A 16585-nucleotide genomic window follows, 5' to 3' on the forward strand; every position below is an offset into this window, starting at 1 on the left:
CGTATTTTCAACAAATAACACAATATATAGTGTTGTTTTGAAAGGTAATTATATTTTGTATTATATCATTCACTATTTGCACAAAAAACGGCTCACACCGTCTTCCTACTCCCCAAACGTCAAGCCGCCCTTAATCTTCTCTTCTGCAATTTTCATCTGCTTGATTAACTCATCAATAATGGCATCATAGCTAAAGTCTTCAATCTTCCAATATTGGTAACAATGGCAATATTTAGCTACAACATTCCCATATTTGCAATAATTATTTCTCATTTTAGAAGTACGATTTTGTTTTTCAATTTCTTCTGCAAAATTTCTCTTGAAGTAATCACAATCGTATAGTTTTTCAATCACTACTTTCTCATGATAATTGCCTTCTTGCGAAGCTCCTCCATAAATTCTGAATTGGTCTCCTTCTATTTGTACGCCAATCATTCCAATTTCTTTTGTTGGATCTCCATCGATTCTTTGAGAGAACACAATACTTAGGGTAGGTTTCTTATGATTAAAGCTGAGTCCGCAGACTGGTTTTGCCCAATCATTGTAAGGTTCGAAAGTTAGTCGTTTATTAATTTCTTCCATGAATTCTGACCCTTTTAGTTTTACATAGATATCTGAATAGCGGATTTTTTCTAAGTCTTTATCTCCAATAATGTATTTGCCTTTATTTTGCTCCATTTTACTTTGGAATAAGTCATAGAGTACTTCGATGTCTTCTGCATATTGTTTGATATACTCTGCAAAATCCACTGTTGCGTGTCGTTGTTGGATATTTTGGATTCGTTTAGCTATTTCTTGGTAACTTAAGAATGACCATGTTCCTAATTCTTGGATATCTAACGAGGCGTATAATCCTGTTAAAATTCCAGTGATCGCTATGTCTTGTTTTCTTAATTCTTCTTCATATCTCATCAATTGTTCTTTTGTTGGAATGGATTTGATTTTGTTTTCGATGATGAGTACTTCTGTAACATTGGCTTTGTTTTTATACGTAATCGTTAGATCCACATGTTTCTTTTTTCGTTCGACTGAGACGAATGTACATCCTTTTTGATAAAAATCAGGGATAAATACTTCAATAAATGGATGTTTTCCTTCAACTTCTTGTTCGAGTAACCATGCCCAAAAATTGGAATGAGATAATTCCTTTCCACTTAATGAAATCGCAAATAATGGGGAACGGTTTAGTCGTTGTAATTGTTCTTCTATAATGCTTGTTGTTTTCTTTTTCATGTCTTTATCCTTTAACTTTGTAGTACCTTAACGTTAACAGATTCACTGTTCTATTTCAATGAATGATGCAAAAAGACACCTACTTTTCAGTAGATGCCTCTAAATTTCTTATTTTTCACCTTTGACTTCTGTTGTAGAGATATTTTCTCCAAACCATTTTTGACTAATTTCTTGGAATTTCCCTTCTTGGTATAAGGCTACAAAAGCTTGGTTAAGTTGTTCTTGTAAAGTTTTATCACTTTTACGTACTCCTACCGCAAAGGATTCACTTTCAAATCCTGCTGGGAAGATTTCGTAGTCATCTATGATACCTTCTGAAGTAAGGTAATAATTCGCATAAACTCTGTCGATTAACAATGCATCAATGCGGTCGTTTTTCAAATCAATGAGTGCTTCATTGAAGCTTTGATATTGGTCTGCATCATGATTCTTTACGTGATTTTTCAATAGTTCAGGTTGTGCTTCAAAATCCAAATATCCAGATGAACCTGTTTGAGCTCCTAATACTTTATCTTTCATATCCTCAACAGAACGAATATTACTAGTTTTCTTACTGACAATGACTTGTGTATTTTGCATATAGGGAATGGTAAATGCTACTTTTTCTCTTCGTTCATCGGTTGCTGAATAGCCGTTCCATATTGCATCGATTGTTCCGTTTTGTAATTCCGTTTCCTTCATATCCCAATCAATCGGTTGAAAATGAACTTGGATACCTAATTTTTCAGAAACGAGTTTTGCGAGGTCGATATCGAACCCTGCATATTGTCCATTTTTCTCTTCGTATCCCATTGGAACGAATGTATTATCGAATCCAACTGTAATGCTGTTTTGTTGTTGATATTTTTCCCAATTATCTTGTTTTGGGTCACTAGCTTGTTGTGTACAAGCCATAAAGATGATGCTAAGACTGCATGTACAAAATAGTAAGAATTTCTTTTTAATCATAAACTCCCTCCTATTTTGGTTCCACTTTTAATAATTGGTCAGCAATATTTTCTGCAAATTGCAAGTCATGCGTTACAACGATTTGTGTCATTCCTAATTCACGGTTTTGTAGTATTAATTTTTCAACTTCTAATCGTAGTGCTGGATCTAGTGCTGAAGTTGGTTCGTCATAGCCGATAATTTCTGGATCAATCATCATTGCTCTTGCGAGTGCGACCCGTTGTTTTTGTCCTCCTGATAAGGAATAAGGATAGACATCTGCATGCTCTGCTAATCCTAGTCGAAGTAATAATTTTCTAGCTTTCTCTTCTGCTTCGTCTTTTGACATGCCCATCATTTTCACTGGAGACAAGGTTAAGTTGTCTAATACAGATAAATGTGGAAACAATTGAAAATCTTGGAAAACAAATCCTAATAAAGGACGTTTTTCTAATTCATCTAATGGGACTAAGTTTCCATTGTAATAAATTTCTCCGGAATCAATCGTTTCTAATCCTGCTAACATTCTTAGCAATGTTGTTTTTCCTCCACCAGAAGGTCCAACGATTGCTAAAATTTCTTTTTCTCGAATGGTTACATTAAAGTTTGACAAAATTTTCTTATCGCCAAAACCTTTACTAATATTGCGTAATTCTAACATAGTTCTCCTCCTAACGGTAATAACTGAATTTCTTCTCAACACGTTTTGCAGCAAGTGTAATAGCCCCAATTAAAATTAAGTAAATTGCTCCTGCTAAAAACATCGGCACTAAACTTGCATCACGATTGGCAGCAGTACGACTCGCCAAAATTAAATCGGAAATCCCTAATGCGTACACTAATGATGTATCTTTTACTAAACTCATAATTTCATTAAATACACTAGGTAACACGATTTTAGTCACTTGAGGAAGAATAATATAACGAACTGTCGTAATTGGCGTGAATTTTAACACTTTAGCCGCTTCATACTGACCTTTTGGAATCGTATCAATTCCCCCACGGAAAATTTCAGCAAAATACGCTGCATAATTCAACGTAAACGCAATAATCGCAGCAGGAAGACGATCCAATCTAATGCCTACACTTGGTAATACATAGTAAATGAAAATCAACTGAAGCAATAACGGCGTCCCGCGCATAATCCAAATATAAATATGAATCACATAATGGAGGAGCTTCCAATGGACTTGCAACACAAACGCAATCACAACTCCTAAAGGAATTGAAAATAATAAAACAAGTACAAACACTTGTAAAGTCATAGTTGCACCATTCAATAAACTTGGTAATATCTCAAATAAATAAGACATACGACACCTCCAAAATAAATATTGTTCGAATTATAGCATATTCAATGATAAAATCAAGGTGTTTTCAAAAATGTTTTCAGATTTTTTCATCGAATGAAAAATGACATCTTCCTTTGTGGGAGATGTCATGGTGGTTTATATTCAAATTTTTCTTACTGTTCTTGCTTTTGTTCTTCAATTGTTTTACTAATCTTCTCAACTCTTTCATCAGTTTTACGAATTTCTTCTTGTGTGAAAAGTTCTTGTTGAACGTCTTTCCAATTACTACCAATAGCGTTAGTTTGATTCATTTCGTTTCCTCTTTTCTTTAAATCTAAACTACCCATAAATTAAATATTAAAACTAAGTGAAGCAGCAATCTAATAATATGATGCGACATATGTACTTTTTTAAGGCTTTCCCTTCTATCCACAAAAAACATAAACGAAATCAATAACAACAAACAGGAAATTACTACTTTAATAATGATATGTGTATACAACAGATGAATCCCTGCAAATAATGTTAACAATACTACTAGTAGAATTGAAGTAATAGATATTCCTAACTCATTTTTATAAGCAAAAAATGCTAACATACATAACATTAAACTGTAGACACAAAGTGTGATGTTCATAAATACTTACCTCCTTATTTTTTCAATTAATATTTCTTTATTACCGACTTTTTGTGCTTAAAATATAATCTTGTTAAGAACAAAAGTCAAGAATTAATACTAATAATTTCCTCAATGAACTTTATAGTACAAACAAGCCCCTAGCACATACTAGGAGCTTATTGTCGTTAGATTACTATTCATTCTCATTCAAATTCAACATAATGAATTTCTGAGTTTTCGTTTCGGAATGTTTCACCTTTTGGAATTTCCTTTGTATCTTTCTTGAAGGCAATCCATGCCATTCCTTTTTCAGATAAGAATACCATGCTTCCATCATAGTCATATTCATTATGATGCTGTAAGTCAATCAAACGATAAGGTGTTTTGTAGCGTCCTGATTCAGTATCAGTTGCTGAATAACTCATGAATCCAAGGTGATTTTGTTGAATAAATCCTGTGCTTGCATATCCATAGACCCAATCATATTTCTTCTCTTCTTGATTAACATGGTAAATAGTTCCACTCTTCAAGTCTGTGCCCACTGAAACATATAATTCGTGCTTATCCGTAAATAATTGATTTAAATGCTCTGTTGCACTTTGATGTGTCAAGGTCACTTGCTTCTCTCCACTCTTCCTATCATATTGAACAACTTCTGAATGGTTTGCACTTGCATCATAGCAAATATAATAAAGTTTTCCATTGAATTGAATCGGTGAAAAAGTATTTTGATCAATGACTTGATCTTTCATCGTTGTTGTTTCCAATTGATGAAGAGTATTTAAAGTTGTATCTTCTTTACTATCCTTAACAATATTAAATACTAACTGCGATTCTTCTGTAAAGAATGCATTAATGTGATGAATCATTGGCATCTTTTCATCCGCTTTAACCGTTATAACTTCACCCGTTGTACGATTCAACAAGTAGAAATTAGCAGTTTCTTTTGAGTCTGTAAATTCTTCAAAAAATACCCAATTCTTATCAACTGCTCGAACCCATTGATGAGAAACTGTTGCATCGCTCACTTCATGAACTAACTGATGCTGATTTGTTTTTAAATCAATTTCTAAAATTCCAACACGACCCACACTTCCGTATAATTTTCCATCCTCAGATATTACTTGCGGAATAAAGTCTGGATACTCCTCAGCATAATGAGCGACTACACTCTTGTCCTTAAACGTTTCATTAAATGAAACAGTATTAAACTGATTACTTCCCTTTCCTAGTTGAAAATTAGTGGATTTATTTTGTTCCACTGTTGTAACACTTTCTTGAACCGTCGATTCTTGTGTATTTTTTTGCTGACCACAAGAAGCTAAACAAATACTTAACAATACAATACTAATTACTCTATATTTTCCTAACATAAAGATTCCCCCAATTACTGTTAAATAAATGAACGTGACACAATCATTCTACCCTCCTTAACTTTTTTGATTTCTAATCCCGAAAATAATAGAGATGATACAAAGAATAACTCCTACAACAAACATAGGTAATTCAAAATCCTTAACTTCTTCAATAAAAGGAATGACATACATACTTAATTCAATACAAATAACACCTACTAAAATGAAGATTCCCAACAATATCTTTTGATCTTTTTGCATCATTATCTCCTACTTTCAGAATGTTATCGTTTTCACAGATAGTATACTACTTATTTCAATAAGAAAAAAGACTTTTCTCCGTAGCATTTGAGAATAATGCCTGATACTAGAACAGAGAAAAGTCAATCATCATTTATTTGCTAATTTTATATGAATACACTGCAGTAATCCCAGTCGTTAGCAATAAAACGATACTCACCAGAATCATTGCTAATTGATTCACCGTAAATAATGAAATTAAAATAAAGATTACACCAGAAATCGTACTCGCAAATCCGAAGAATCGTTGTGTTTTACGAAATGCTTCATCATTGTTCATAATCCATGGCATACGGAAACCAAAGTGCTTATTTCTTTCTTTAATTTTAGGACTAACATTTCCAACGAATATCATAAATAGTCCAATTAGAAATGCCATCAGACGTCCCATTTGAGTACCCATACTAACGCCTGTCAAAATTAAGACAAATTGGAAAATAGCAATAGCATTAAACAATAGTAATGTAACTCTAAAAATATAATGGCTAATTTCCTTATTTTGACTTCCGACCAATCCTTTACAATCAATCCATTTGATGAAACCAGATAAAAATAAAATGAAAATTGGTAATATTAAAATCGTCCAACGGGAAGCCGTTGCAACAACATTTCCTTCTAAATCAAAACGAGATGCAATGGTCTCAGGTGCATACCAAACGACGCATAAAGCAAGTAAAATCGGTAAAAAAGTTAAAATGACATCTAATAAAATTATTTTTCTTTGTTCTACTAACATATTAATTTCCTCCAATAATTGAATTCATCCAAACAATTGCCTCTTCTAAAACGGTTAAATTTAATTCATAATATATAAAGTTCTTTTCCTTTGTTTCATAAATTAAATCCGCCTGTTTTAACTTCTTTAAATGATACGACAATGCTTGTGGTGTGATTTGTAAGCTCTGTGCTAAGTCCCCAGTATTCATTCGTCCCTGTCGTAAAATTTCTAAAATCTTACGACGGTTTTCATCCGATAATGCTGACAAAATATCATTAACTGACATATCCTCATCTCTTTCTATTTAAAATTTTCTTTAAATAGATAATACTCCTACTGTAATTAAAATGCAAGAGTTATTTAAAAATATTTTTAAATAGATGTTCAATTTTTAAGCAATAAAAAAACACCGGTGTTTTAAGTCCGGTGTTTTAGATAAGTTCCGAAAAACTTTATCGCTATTAGTTTAATTATTCTATCATTCATGAATTCTAAGATCACGATTAGATAACAGATGATTCTCATTCAACAATAAATTTTTAAGAAATAACTCTAGATACTCTGTCGTTTCATGAATTCCTTTTGGTAAATTCGTATAATTCGCACGAACAAGTGCATTTCTAAAATACCAAGAATGATCTGCAAAACTCTCATTTGTCACAGTAAATCCAAGAGTTCTTAAATATTTAATAAAGAATACAGCAGTCGTTCTTGTATTTCCTTCTCCAAAAATATGGATTTGCCATAATCTAGAAATAAATACCGCTAAATGATGAATGATTTCCTCCATTGTCAACCCTTTATAACTAAACTCTCTTTCTCTAGAAAAATCATACTCAAGGGTTGCCTCTAATTCAGATGCACTTCCATACAAAATGGTATCTCCATCTAGTACCCATTCTTTTTTAGTAATATTATACTCTCTTATCTTTCCAGCATGTGTATAAATTCCTTGAAATAATTTTCGATGAATTGAAATATACTCCTGTGGAGTGAAGGAAAATGCTGTTTCAGAAAGAAGTTGTGCAATTCGAGAAGCTACTTTATCTGCTTCTTCAGTACGTTCTTTTTCAGCTAAGTGAACTTCCTTTTCTTCATAATAAGAGTCAATTCGTTCTAATGCTTCTTCAATCGTAATGTACCCTTCAATATTCTGGGTAGCAGTTTCAATTAAATACTGAGATGGTTTTAATCCATCAACATCTTGTAACCCAATAGCTGTACGCCATGCATAGACCTTTTTCTTTTTATCTGGCTCTGATTCTTTTAAGTATTCTTTAAATGGATCTATTTCCATCCCATCAAACTCCTTCCCTAGAACATTTACAGTCTTAGTATAACATTTTTAAAATCATTTATCATCTGTAGGAACGTTAATGAATGATGACACAACACAAATGACTTTTTACCGTAGTATTAGTAATGAGATTCGCTTTAGCGAAGCTGCTTAAGTCCTTCTTTTGAAAAAAGCAAGACTATAACATAAAATATATTATTTAAACGAAATTTCATAAATGAATGGAAATAAAAAAACTTTCCATTGTAGCACGAGTAAAAGAAGTCTTTCCAAACTTCTTTTACTGGAAAAATTGAGACCTTAGGCTCAATTTTTAGGCATGAGATTCGCATTTGCGAAGCTGCTGCCGTCCATTGCTACAATAGAAAAGTTTATTAAAAATTACTTCTCTTCTTCGTTAAGGTTAAGCACTGACATGAACGCTTCTTGTGGTACTTCAACTGATCCCACTTGTTTCATACGTTTCTTACCTTCTTTTTGTTTCTCTAACAACTTACGTTTACGAGAAACGTCCCCACCATAACATTTCGCCAATACGTTTTTACGTAATGCTTTAATGTTTGTACGAGATAAAATTTTATTTCCAATTGCTGCTTGAATTGGCACTTCAAATTGTTGACGAGGAATTAATGTTCTTAATTTCTCAGTAATAGCTTTACCACGATTATAAGCAAAATCTTTATGAACGATAATACTTAAGGCATCGACTACTTCACCATTTAACATAATATCCATCTTCACTAGTTTACTTTCACGATAGCCGATTAAATCATAATCTAATGATGCATATCCTTTAGTACTTGATTTCAATGAATCAAAGAAATCAAAAATAATTTCAGATAGAGGCATTTCGTAAATGACATTGACACGATATTCATCTAAGTAATCCATTGTGACAAAAGTTCCACGTTTACGTTGGCAAATATCCATTACACTTCCGACATATTCATTCGGTACCATAATAGATGCTTTTACATAAGGTTCTTGAATCGATTGAACACTTGATTGATCAGGCATTTCAGCAGGATTAGACACCACTACTTCTGTTCCATCTGTTTTTTGAACATGGTAAATTACCGATGGAGCTGTTGTTATTAAGTCTAAATCAAATTCACGTTCTAAACGTTCCTGAATAACGTCCATATGAAGCAATCCTAAAAATCCACAACGGAAACCAAAGCCTAACGCTTGAGAAGTTTCTGCTTCGAATTGTAACGCAGCATCATTTAATTGTAATTTTTCTAATGCATCACGCAAATCATTATATTTAGAAGAATCAATTGGATACAAACCACAATATACCATTGGATTCATTTTACGGTAACCGGATAAAGGTTCACTTGCTGGATTGTTTGCTAATGTAACAGTATCCCCTACACGAGTGTCTTGGATTGTTTTAATAGAAGCGGTAATATAACCTACATCCCCAACCATTAAGTAATCACGACTAATTGGTTTTGGAGAGAAAATACCCACATCTACCACATCAAATGTTTTTCCATTACTCATTAATTGAATCTTGTCACCAGGTCTTACAATTCCGTTTTGAATTCGAACATTTAACACTACTCCACGGTAAGCATCATATACTGAGTCGAAAATTAATGCTTGTAATGGCGCTTCTAAGTCTCCAGTAGGTGCTGGAATCTTATGAACGATTTGTTCTAAAATTTCTGGAATCCCAATTCCCACTTTAGCACTTGCAAGAACGGCTTCACTAGCATCAATTCCAATAACGTCTTCAATTTCTGTACGAACACGTTCAGGATCAGCAGCAGGTAAGTCAATTTTATTAATAACTGGAACAATTTCTAAGTCATTATCAATTGCTAAATACACATTCGCTAATGTTTGAGCTTCAATCCCTTGAGCAGCATCTACTACAAGAATTGCTCCTTCACAGGCTGCCAAGCTACGACTCACTTCATACGTAAAGTCCACGTGCCCTGGAGTATCAATTAAGTGGAAAATGTACTCTGTTCCATCATTAGCATCATACGTTAATTCCACCGCATTTAACTTAATCGTAATACCACGTTCACGTTCTAAATCCATAGAGTCTAATAATTGATCTTGCATTTCACGGTCAGCTACAGTATCTGTTGCTTGTAAAATACGGTCAGCTAAAGTTGACTTTCCATGGTCAATATGCGCAATAATCGAGAAGTTTCTGATGCGCTCTTGTCGTTTTCTCATTTCTTCTAAATTCATTCATAATCTCCTTCATATCTAAATTAATAACGGTAAAAAGACTTGTGCAATTCCTAGGAAAAAGAAAAATCCTAGAACGTCTGTTGCCGTTGTTACAAAGATGGTCGATGAAATGGCTGGGTCTAATTTCATTGCTTTTAATACTAAAGGTACAAAGAATCCAAAAATCGCTCCCACCATTAAATTCATGGCCATCGCCAAAACTACAATAATCGATAAATAAAAGTTTTGATAAGGAATATATAGCGCAATCGCAGCTACAACTCCGGTAATAAGTCCATTCATACAGCCTAAAACAATCTCATTCCAAACATACTTTTTGTCTTTTTCCAATGATAATTGTCCTAATGCAATTTCTTGAATTGCTAGAGCTAGAGTTTGAGAAGCTGAGTTTCCTCCCATTCCTGTAATAATCGGCATGGCAACCGCAAGAACAACCACTTGTTCAATCGTTGATTGGAACATCCCAACAACTGCTGAAGCCATAAAGGCTGTAATTAAATTAATTAATAACCAAGGTGTCCGTTTTTTAATTGATTCGATAAATGGACCACCAATTCTTTCTGTTCCTTCAACCCCGCTAATTAAAAGCATATCTTCATGATGCTCTTCTTGAAGAACGTGGACGATATCATCAATTGTAATAATCCCAATTAAAACGCCCTTTGTACTAACTACGGGTACAACTGATAAGTCATATTTTGAAGATAGACGAGCTACTTCTTCTTGGTCTTCTTCAGGAACTACAGAAATAATATTGGTATGCATTAAATCGTGTAAACTGACATCTAATTCATTTGTAAATAAGTCACGAATATCAATCCAACCAATTAATTGATTTTGGAATGTTGTGACAAAAATCGTATGAATGACTTCTGTATTTGGAGAAATTTCTCTTAACTTCGTCAATGTTTCTTCAACGGTTAAATGTTCCTTCACCGAAATAAATTCTGTCGTCATAATTCCTCCGGCAGAATCTTGAGGATATTTTAACATCGTTTGAATTTCGTCTTGAGAAGAACCCTTCATCATATTCAAATATTTTTTACGAATTCCAATTGGCAGATTTCCTAAAATATCCACGACATCATCATTAGACATTTGTTGGAATAATAATCCTACACGGCGGAAAGGTAGTTTTTCTAACATTCGAATTTGAAGTTCGGGATCACTAACTTCCAAAATAGAAGCTAGTCGTGTGTTGGAGATAGTATACATAAAGTTTTTGAGTACTTCATCTGTTACTTCTTCCAATCCTAGAGCAATATCGATTGGATAATTCTGGTTGAATAATTCCCTAATTCTTTTGACATCTTTAGATTCCACCATTTGTTCAATAATTTTGGACATATCCATCGTTTTATCACTCCATTCTGTAAACATACTATTCATAGTATACCATATTTTAGCGATATAAAAAAAGAGATACCCTCAAGATATCTCTATACTTTGGAAGATTTTTTGCTCGAAAATGACACAAAAACAAAGAAGCCCCTAATGCTATAATGACAAGAAGTCATTTGATTATATACGTACTCTTATTAGGTGACGTAAAACCAGAAGACTTCCTATAGTAGTATGAGTAAGATAAGCCTATTTGGCTTATCTTACAGGAAACTTTGAGACCTTAGGCTCAAAGTTTAGGCATGAGACTCGCATTTTTGCGAGGCTGCTGCCGTCCAAATACTACTATTACAGGAAGTCATTCGACTATATCTTATAATTCTGTTGGATCAAAAGTATAAAGTACGTTATTCAAATTTCCATATTCCTTTGTTGAATCATACTTCACAGATTCAATATGAAATCCATTATCAACTGATGTAAAACGATAACACCCATGTTTCATCGGAAATCTATTTGGGAAAGATTTAGCTTCCATAAATGAGGTTGCAAAACTACCGCTACTATTTTTGTCTAAAATACCAATATGAGCATAAGGTTTTTCATCAACATAAACTGTAAAGTGAAGAGCTACTTTATTAAAATCGTCACGTGGAGAAAAAAGAGTATACGGTTCACGAATTGTTATCGTCTTATCCACTAATTGTTCCTTTTCTTCTTTAGGATAGTGAGTTAAAAATACATTCTTAGCTTCTTCTAAATAATCTGCATCAACTTCTTTTAAACGTTCAAACAATAATTCATCGCTCTCATCATTTTCAGAATCAACCGTTAGATTAACGTAAGGATTTATAGCATATTTTCTTTCTTTTGAACAACTTGATAACAGAGCAACCGAACAGACAAGTAATGCTAATAAAATAAATTTTAAATTTTTACACCATTTCATTGTTAACTCCCCCTAATCATTCTCTTGATACGTAATTCTTAAAACTAAGTTTGAAAACGCTACCCTCCTTCTAATTACAATTATATGGAAATTTTAGGGAAATACAATATATTTGTGAAAAAATTAATTTTAAATTAACCTCAAAAATTTACCTTATTACTTTTTACTCAATCCTGTATGAATACTTATCGTTACTTTCACTCCATCATCTTCATTTTTAATTTCTAAAGTTCCATGATGTAATTCTGACACCCTTTTAACAAAAGCTAGTCCTATTCCAAAATGGGCATCATTTAAATTGCGATTTTTATCTTTCCGGTAAAATAATGAATCAGCATTCTTTAATGTTTCATCAGTTAAATACGCACCATTATTCCAAACACTAATTACTAACTGCTGATGAGTATAATATAAATCAACTTTGATTGCTTTTTTATCTGCCTGACTATATTCCAGTGCATTTTGCATCATATTCATCACTGCTCTTAATACATAATTCAAATGCAGATATACTGTGGCATTTTTATCTATCTGTTCATCATATTTGAATGTAACAATGCTTTTGTCTTTTAGCAAATAATGAATTTCTTGATCAATGGACTCAATCACATCTTGTAAGGAATACTCTTTCCATTCATTTTCATTCTCATAGTAAGTTTTTGAATACAAGAGTAATCGATTAATATATTCAATCATACGATTGCTTGCTATATGAATATCTTGAATATAAGGAAGATATTTCCCTTCAATAGCGGATTGAGATAAGAGTTCAGAATTTCCTTGAATGACTGTTAATGGTGTTTTTAAATCGTGGGAAACTGCTGACACTTTAAAAGCTAACGCTTCCTTTTGTTTGCGCTCCTTTTCAAGCATCCCTTCAATTTGTTGTTGCATATGATTGATTTTTTGATTTGTCTCAATAAATTCTGTAATCGTTAATGCTTCTGTTAAATCAGTTGATTCTAGCCACATAGATTGATGGTAAACAATATTCATCTCTTTATGAATTTTCAATAATAATTGTCGTATATTCAAACTAACAATCACTAATAAAGCAATACAGATATAAATCCAAGAAAAAATATTCAAAAATACAGGATAAGTTGTTTCTTCACCTGGAACTTTAATTGAAATAGACAATAATGGAAGCAGGTATAACACTAAAATAGCAATCATAAATTCTACTATAATTTTAAGACAAGTCTTTTGAATAAGTTGTTTAAAGCTTATTTTATTTTCCATTTATACCCGCCTCCTCTCATTGTTTCTATCGGATTTAAATGATACGGTTTAAATTTTGAACGTATTTGATACATATATTCAGAAATGGAACGAAATTGAGTATTAGAACTGTTAGGATATACAAGTTGATAAATTTCTTCAATTGTAAATATTCTGGATGTTTGACTAGCTAATAACTGTATTATCATAAATTCCCGATTCGTTAGTTTGATTTCATTTTCCTCAACAAAAACTGTTTTTAAATTCATATCAATTGAAATCGGACCAAATTCTAATCGTTTGGCATTTTGTCTATTTCGTTCTTCACGTCTAAGATGCATTTTAATTCTTGCTAAAAACTCATTTACAGAAAATGGTTTAGTAATATAGTCATCTGCTCCCGCTAATAATCCATTGATTAAATCTTCCTCCATATCTTTAGCTGTGATAAAAAGAATGGGTGCTTTAATCTGTTCTCTAATTTCATTACAAATCGTTATTCCATCTAGTGGCATCATAATATCTAGTAATATTAAATCAAAATCGACAAAATCACAGATATTTACATCTTCAATTCCATTTCGAGTAGTAACATCATAATCATTTAACAGTAATATATTTTTGATTAATCTTAGAACACTTTCGTCATCATCAATTACTAGTATTTTATACGACATACCCATACACTCCTATCTTAGACTGATTTTGCTTTCATTTTACACTCTTTCGATGCAAATGGTAATAGGCTAATCCAATAAAAACAATCGTCCATAATGATTGAATAAAAATTCCTTCTGTAACGCTTGGATAAATAGAAATTTCTTTGATTGAAAAACTATTCATAGTAGCTAATACAGGGAGTACATTCATCCTAGAAGAATATTGTAATAATAGCTGCCCTAGTCCTAACAGCATGGATAATACAATTGTTAAAGAAGAGACCATCGATTCCATGAGTATCGTTAGGCATAATGTAATCATACTAATTTGAATCGTTGCTAACATAGGTGGAATTAGTTTCAACAATAATTGACGAATAAATTCAAGATTCAATTGAAATTTAAAATAGAATGATACTAATCCAATCCCAATTCCAATCGCTATACAAAAACAACATAAAATAGAGAACAAAGTTACAATAGCCTTAATACAAAAGAATTTCAAACGATTAGGATTTGTTAATAAACTAGTTCTTAACGTACTTTTTAGAAACTCTCTTCCCCAAAACACCGCAGAAAAAACTGCAAAAATCGTTTGAACTAAATAAATACTTTGTAAAAACTGTGTCACTATAAAATCTCGATTAATCATTGAAGCAGATGGATTTAATGCCAGTAACATTGCTAATACAAATAAAATAGAAAATACTAAAGTAAGCATTAATCCTTTATGATAGATCATTTTGAAAAATTCACTTTTTATCTGATTTCGTAGCATTAATATTTCCCTCCTACATCACTTTTTTCAAATTGAAAATATACTATCACTCCAAAAATGAACACCCAAATACATAATAAAGTGAGCGTCCAAAATGGATGAGGTGAAAATCTAGTATCCGATGATGCAATTAAATGATTTCCAAGTGCAACTGGAAGAACCTTCCCCCATTCAAAATGAGTAGAGAGAAACTCTCCAACATTATAAACTTGAGGAATTAAAAATAATAAAGAAACAATGGCTGTTCGAAATAGAAAAGCCATAAAGTAAGATAAAATCGTGAGACTTACCCATGCTAGTGTTGCAAATAAAATAAAGTACCAAACTTTCGAACTTAATAAAACACTTAGTCCTAAATTCCCTAATGCAACATGAGTCACTTCAATCGTGACTATAATCGATAGAAATGAAAGGACAAGTGATAAAATGGTTAACGTCATCAATTTAAAAAAGTATAAACTCTTCTTATCACTATTGGCTAGTAAAGTTGTTCTCAATTGATGGTTTTTAAACTCACTACCACCATAAACAGCTCCCAAAATAATCATCGGCATCAGCCCCAGCATAACTGCATCAAATCCTAAATATTCAATTGGAGGGATCGCTTCTGCTAATATAGGTGTATTCTCCGGAGTTGCTTGTAAACCAAACTCTAAGACAGCCTTTGTTCCAAGATAGCCAAAAAATGGTTGTACGATAAAAATTAATAACAAAACAATCTTAAAAAGTTTTGAATAGCTAATCTTTAATAATTCACTATAAAATAATTTCATCTTCTTTTCCCCCTTCTTGAATTAAGTTGAAAAAGACTTCTTCTAAACTTGCAGCATTCTTCATTATGTTCTTTAATTCACCATTCGCAATAATTTTCCCTTTATGAATGAATACTACATCATCTGTCACTGATTCGACTTCTGACAAAATATGTGAGGATAATAAGATCGTTTTTCCTTCTTCAGATTGTTCCTTTAAAAAATTTCTTAGCCAACGAATGCCACTTGGATCTAATCCATTGGTCGGTTCATCCAATATTAGAAATTGTGGATTTCCAAGTAATGCTGTAGCAAGACTAACCCTTTGTGTTTCACCGAGAGATAAATGTCCAATAGACTCATTCTTTTTGTGGGCAATATCCGTTATTGCTAGTACTTCGCTAATTCTACTTTTCTCAATTCCATTACTGGCAGCTACGATTCTTAAATGTTGATAAACCGTTCGATCACTTGGTGAACCTAATCCATCAAAAGTTGCTCCAACAACAAATAATGGTTGTCGGATATCCTTATAGTTCTTTCCTGCAATGATTGCTCTACCAGAAGTAGCTTGATCTAATCCTAATAATATTCGTAAGGTAGAACTTTTCCCTGCTCCATTTGGACCTAAAAAAGCAGTAACTCTCCCTTCCTTTGCCACAAAATTGATATCGTCCAATATAGTCGTATTTCCATATACTTTACATAAATTCTTAATTTCAATACTATTTTCCATAAAATCACTCCTCATACGATTTATAAATGTATTGTAGAGTAACAACTTCAGAATAATTTCAGAAAAAGAATGGAAAAGAAAATTTATGCAAAAAAAGAAGACTCCCTATAGTAGTAGGCTAAGCATGAGACTCGCATTTGCGTGTAGTGACCCCAAAAAGTTAGACTTTTTTGAGACGACTTAAGTCGTCTCTT

At 32.5% G+C, this 16585-nt stretch carries 18 protein-coding genes; all 18 read right to left on the reverse strand.

Annotated elements, in window-relative coordinates; genetic code table 11:
* Positions 1-105 precede the first annotated feature (105 nt).
* Positions 106-1233 carry a PD-(D/E)XK nuclease family protein gene (locus RWM24_RS02410; RefSeq protein ID WP_314111166.1) on the reverse strand — a complete coding sequence of 376 codons (1128 nt, stop codon included), beginning with the start codon at positions 1231-1233 and terminating at the stop codon, positions 106-108.
* A 108-nt stretch (positions 1234-1341) separates the two neighbouring features.
* A complete protein-coding gene (locus RWM24_RS02415; protein ID WP_314111167.1) occupies positions 1342-2181 on the reverse strand; it encodes an amino acid ABC transporter substrate-binding protein in 840 nt (279 codons plus the stop codon).
* A gap of 10 nt (positions 2182-2191) precedes the next feature.
* Positions 2192-2821, reverse strand: a complete 630-nt coding sequence (locus RWM24_RS02420) for an amino acid ABC transporter ATP-binding protein (protein ID WP_314111169.1) — start codon at positions 2819-2821, stop codon at positions 2192-2194.
* Between the two features lie 10 nt (positions 2822-2831).
* A complete protein-coding gene (locus tag RWM24_RS02425) occupies positions 2832-3473 on the reverse strand; it encodes an amino acid ABC transporter permease (protein ID WP_314111171.1) in 642 nt (213 codons plus the stop codon).
* A gap of 152 nt (positions 3474-3625) precedes the next feature.
* Entirely contained in the window at positions 3626-3763 is a 138-nt protein-coding gene (locus tag RWM24_RS02430) for a hypothetical protein (RefSeq protein ID WP_314111173.1), read from the reverse strand.
* Positions 3764-4274: 511 nt separating this feature from the next.
* The gene (locus RWM24_RS02435) at positions 4275-5444 is read right to left on the reverse strand and encodes a hypothetical protein (protein WP_314111175.1); all 1170 of its coding nucleotides are present in this window, start codon (positions 5442-5444) and stop codon (positions 4275-4277) included.
* A gap of 57 nt (positions 5445-5501) precedes the next feature.
* Positions 5502-5687, reverse strand: coding sequence for a hypothetical protein (locus RWM24_RS02440; protein ID WP_314111177.1), 186 nt, complete (start codon positions 5685-5687; stop codon positions 5502-5504).
* Positions 5688-5820: 133 nt separating this feature from the next.
* On the reverse strand, positions 5821-6462 hold the full coding sequence (locus tag RWM24_RS02445) for an SdpI family protein (protein WP_314111179.1): 642 nt from the start codon (positions 6460-6462) through the stop codon (positions 5821-5823).
* A gap of 1 nt (position 6463) precedes the next feature.
* The gene (locus tag RWM24_RS02450) at positions 6464-6730 is read right to left on the reverse strand and encodes an autorepressor SdpR family transcription factor (RefSeq protein WP_314111181.1); all 267 of its coding nucleotides are present in this window, start codon (positions 6728-6730) and stop codon (positions 6464-6466) included.
* Between the two features lie 192 nt (positions 6731-6922).
* A complete protein-coding gene (locus RWM24_RS02455; protein ID WP_314111183.1) occupies positions 6923-7741 on the reverse strand; it encodes a Fic family protein in 819 nt (272 codons plus the stop codon).
* A 381-nt stretch (positions 7742-8122) separates the two neighbouring features.
* The gene (gene lepA, locus RWM24_RS02460; protein WP_006702614.1) at positions 8123-9952 is read right to left on the reverse strand and encodes a translation elongation factor 4; all 1830 of its coding nucleotides are present in this window, start codon (positions 9950-9952) and stop codon (positions 8123-8125) included.
* An 18-nt stretch (positions 9953-9970) separates the two neighbouring features.
* A complete protein-coding gene (gene mgtE, locus RWM24_RS02465) occupies positions 9971-11302 on the reverse strand; it encodes a magnesium transporter (RefSeq protein ID WP_314111202.1) in 1332 nt (443 codons plus the stop codon).
* 367 nt (positions 11303-11669) lie between these two features.
* Positions 11670-12245, reverse strand: coding sequence for a hypothetical protein (locus RWM24_RS02470; RefSeq protein ID WP_314111185.1), 576 nt, complete (start codon positions 12243-12245; stop codon positions 11670-11672).
* Between the two features lie 156 nt (positions 12246-12401).
* Positions 12402-13487 carry a HAMP domain-containing sensor histidine kinase gene (locus tag RWM24_RS02475; RefSeq protein WP_314111187.1) on the reverse strand — a complete coding sequence of 362 codons (1086 nt, stop codon included), beginning with the start codon at positions 13485-13487 and terminating at the stop codon, positions 12402-12404.
* Positions 13472-14143, reverse strand: coding sequence for a response regulator transcription factor (locus RWM24_RS02480; RefSeq protein ID WP_314111189.1), 672 nt, complete (start codon positions 14141-14143; stop codon positions 13472-13474). Before RWM24_RS02480 ends, RWM24_RS02475 begins: the two co-directional genes overlap by 16 nt.
* Positions 14144-14177: 34 nt before the next feature.
* A complete protein-coding gene (locus RWM24_RS02485; RefSeq protein WP_314111191.1) occupies positions 14178-14903 on the reverse strand; it encodes a hypothetical protein in 726 nt (241 codons plus the stop codon).
* Complete coding sequence (locus RWM24_RS02490) at positions 14903-15676, reverse strand: hypothetical protein (RefSeq protein ID WP_314111193.1); 774 nt, start codon at positions 15674-15676, stop codon at positions 14903-14905. Before RWM24_RS02490 ends, RWM24_RS02485 begins: the two co-directional genes overlap by 1 nt.
* Positions 15660-16391: an ABC transporter ATP-binding protein gene (locus RWM24_RS02495; protein ID WP_314111195.1), complete on the reverse strand. Its 732-nt coding sequence runs from the start codon at positions 16389-16391 to the stop codon at positions 15660-15662. The genes RWM24_RS02490 and RWM24_RS02495 overlap by 17 nt, the downstream gene beginning before the upstream one ends.
* Positions 16392-16585: the final 194 nt, after the last annotated feature.

The organism is uncultured Granulicatella sp. (assembly GCF_963516875.1).
Taxonomy (GTDB): domain Bacteria; phylum Bacillota; class Bacilli; order Lactobacillales; family Aerococcaceae; genus Granulicatella.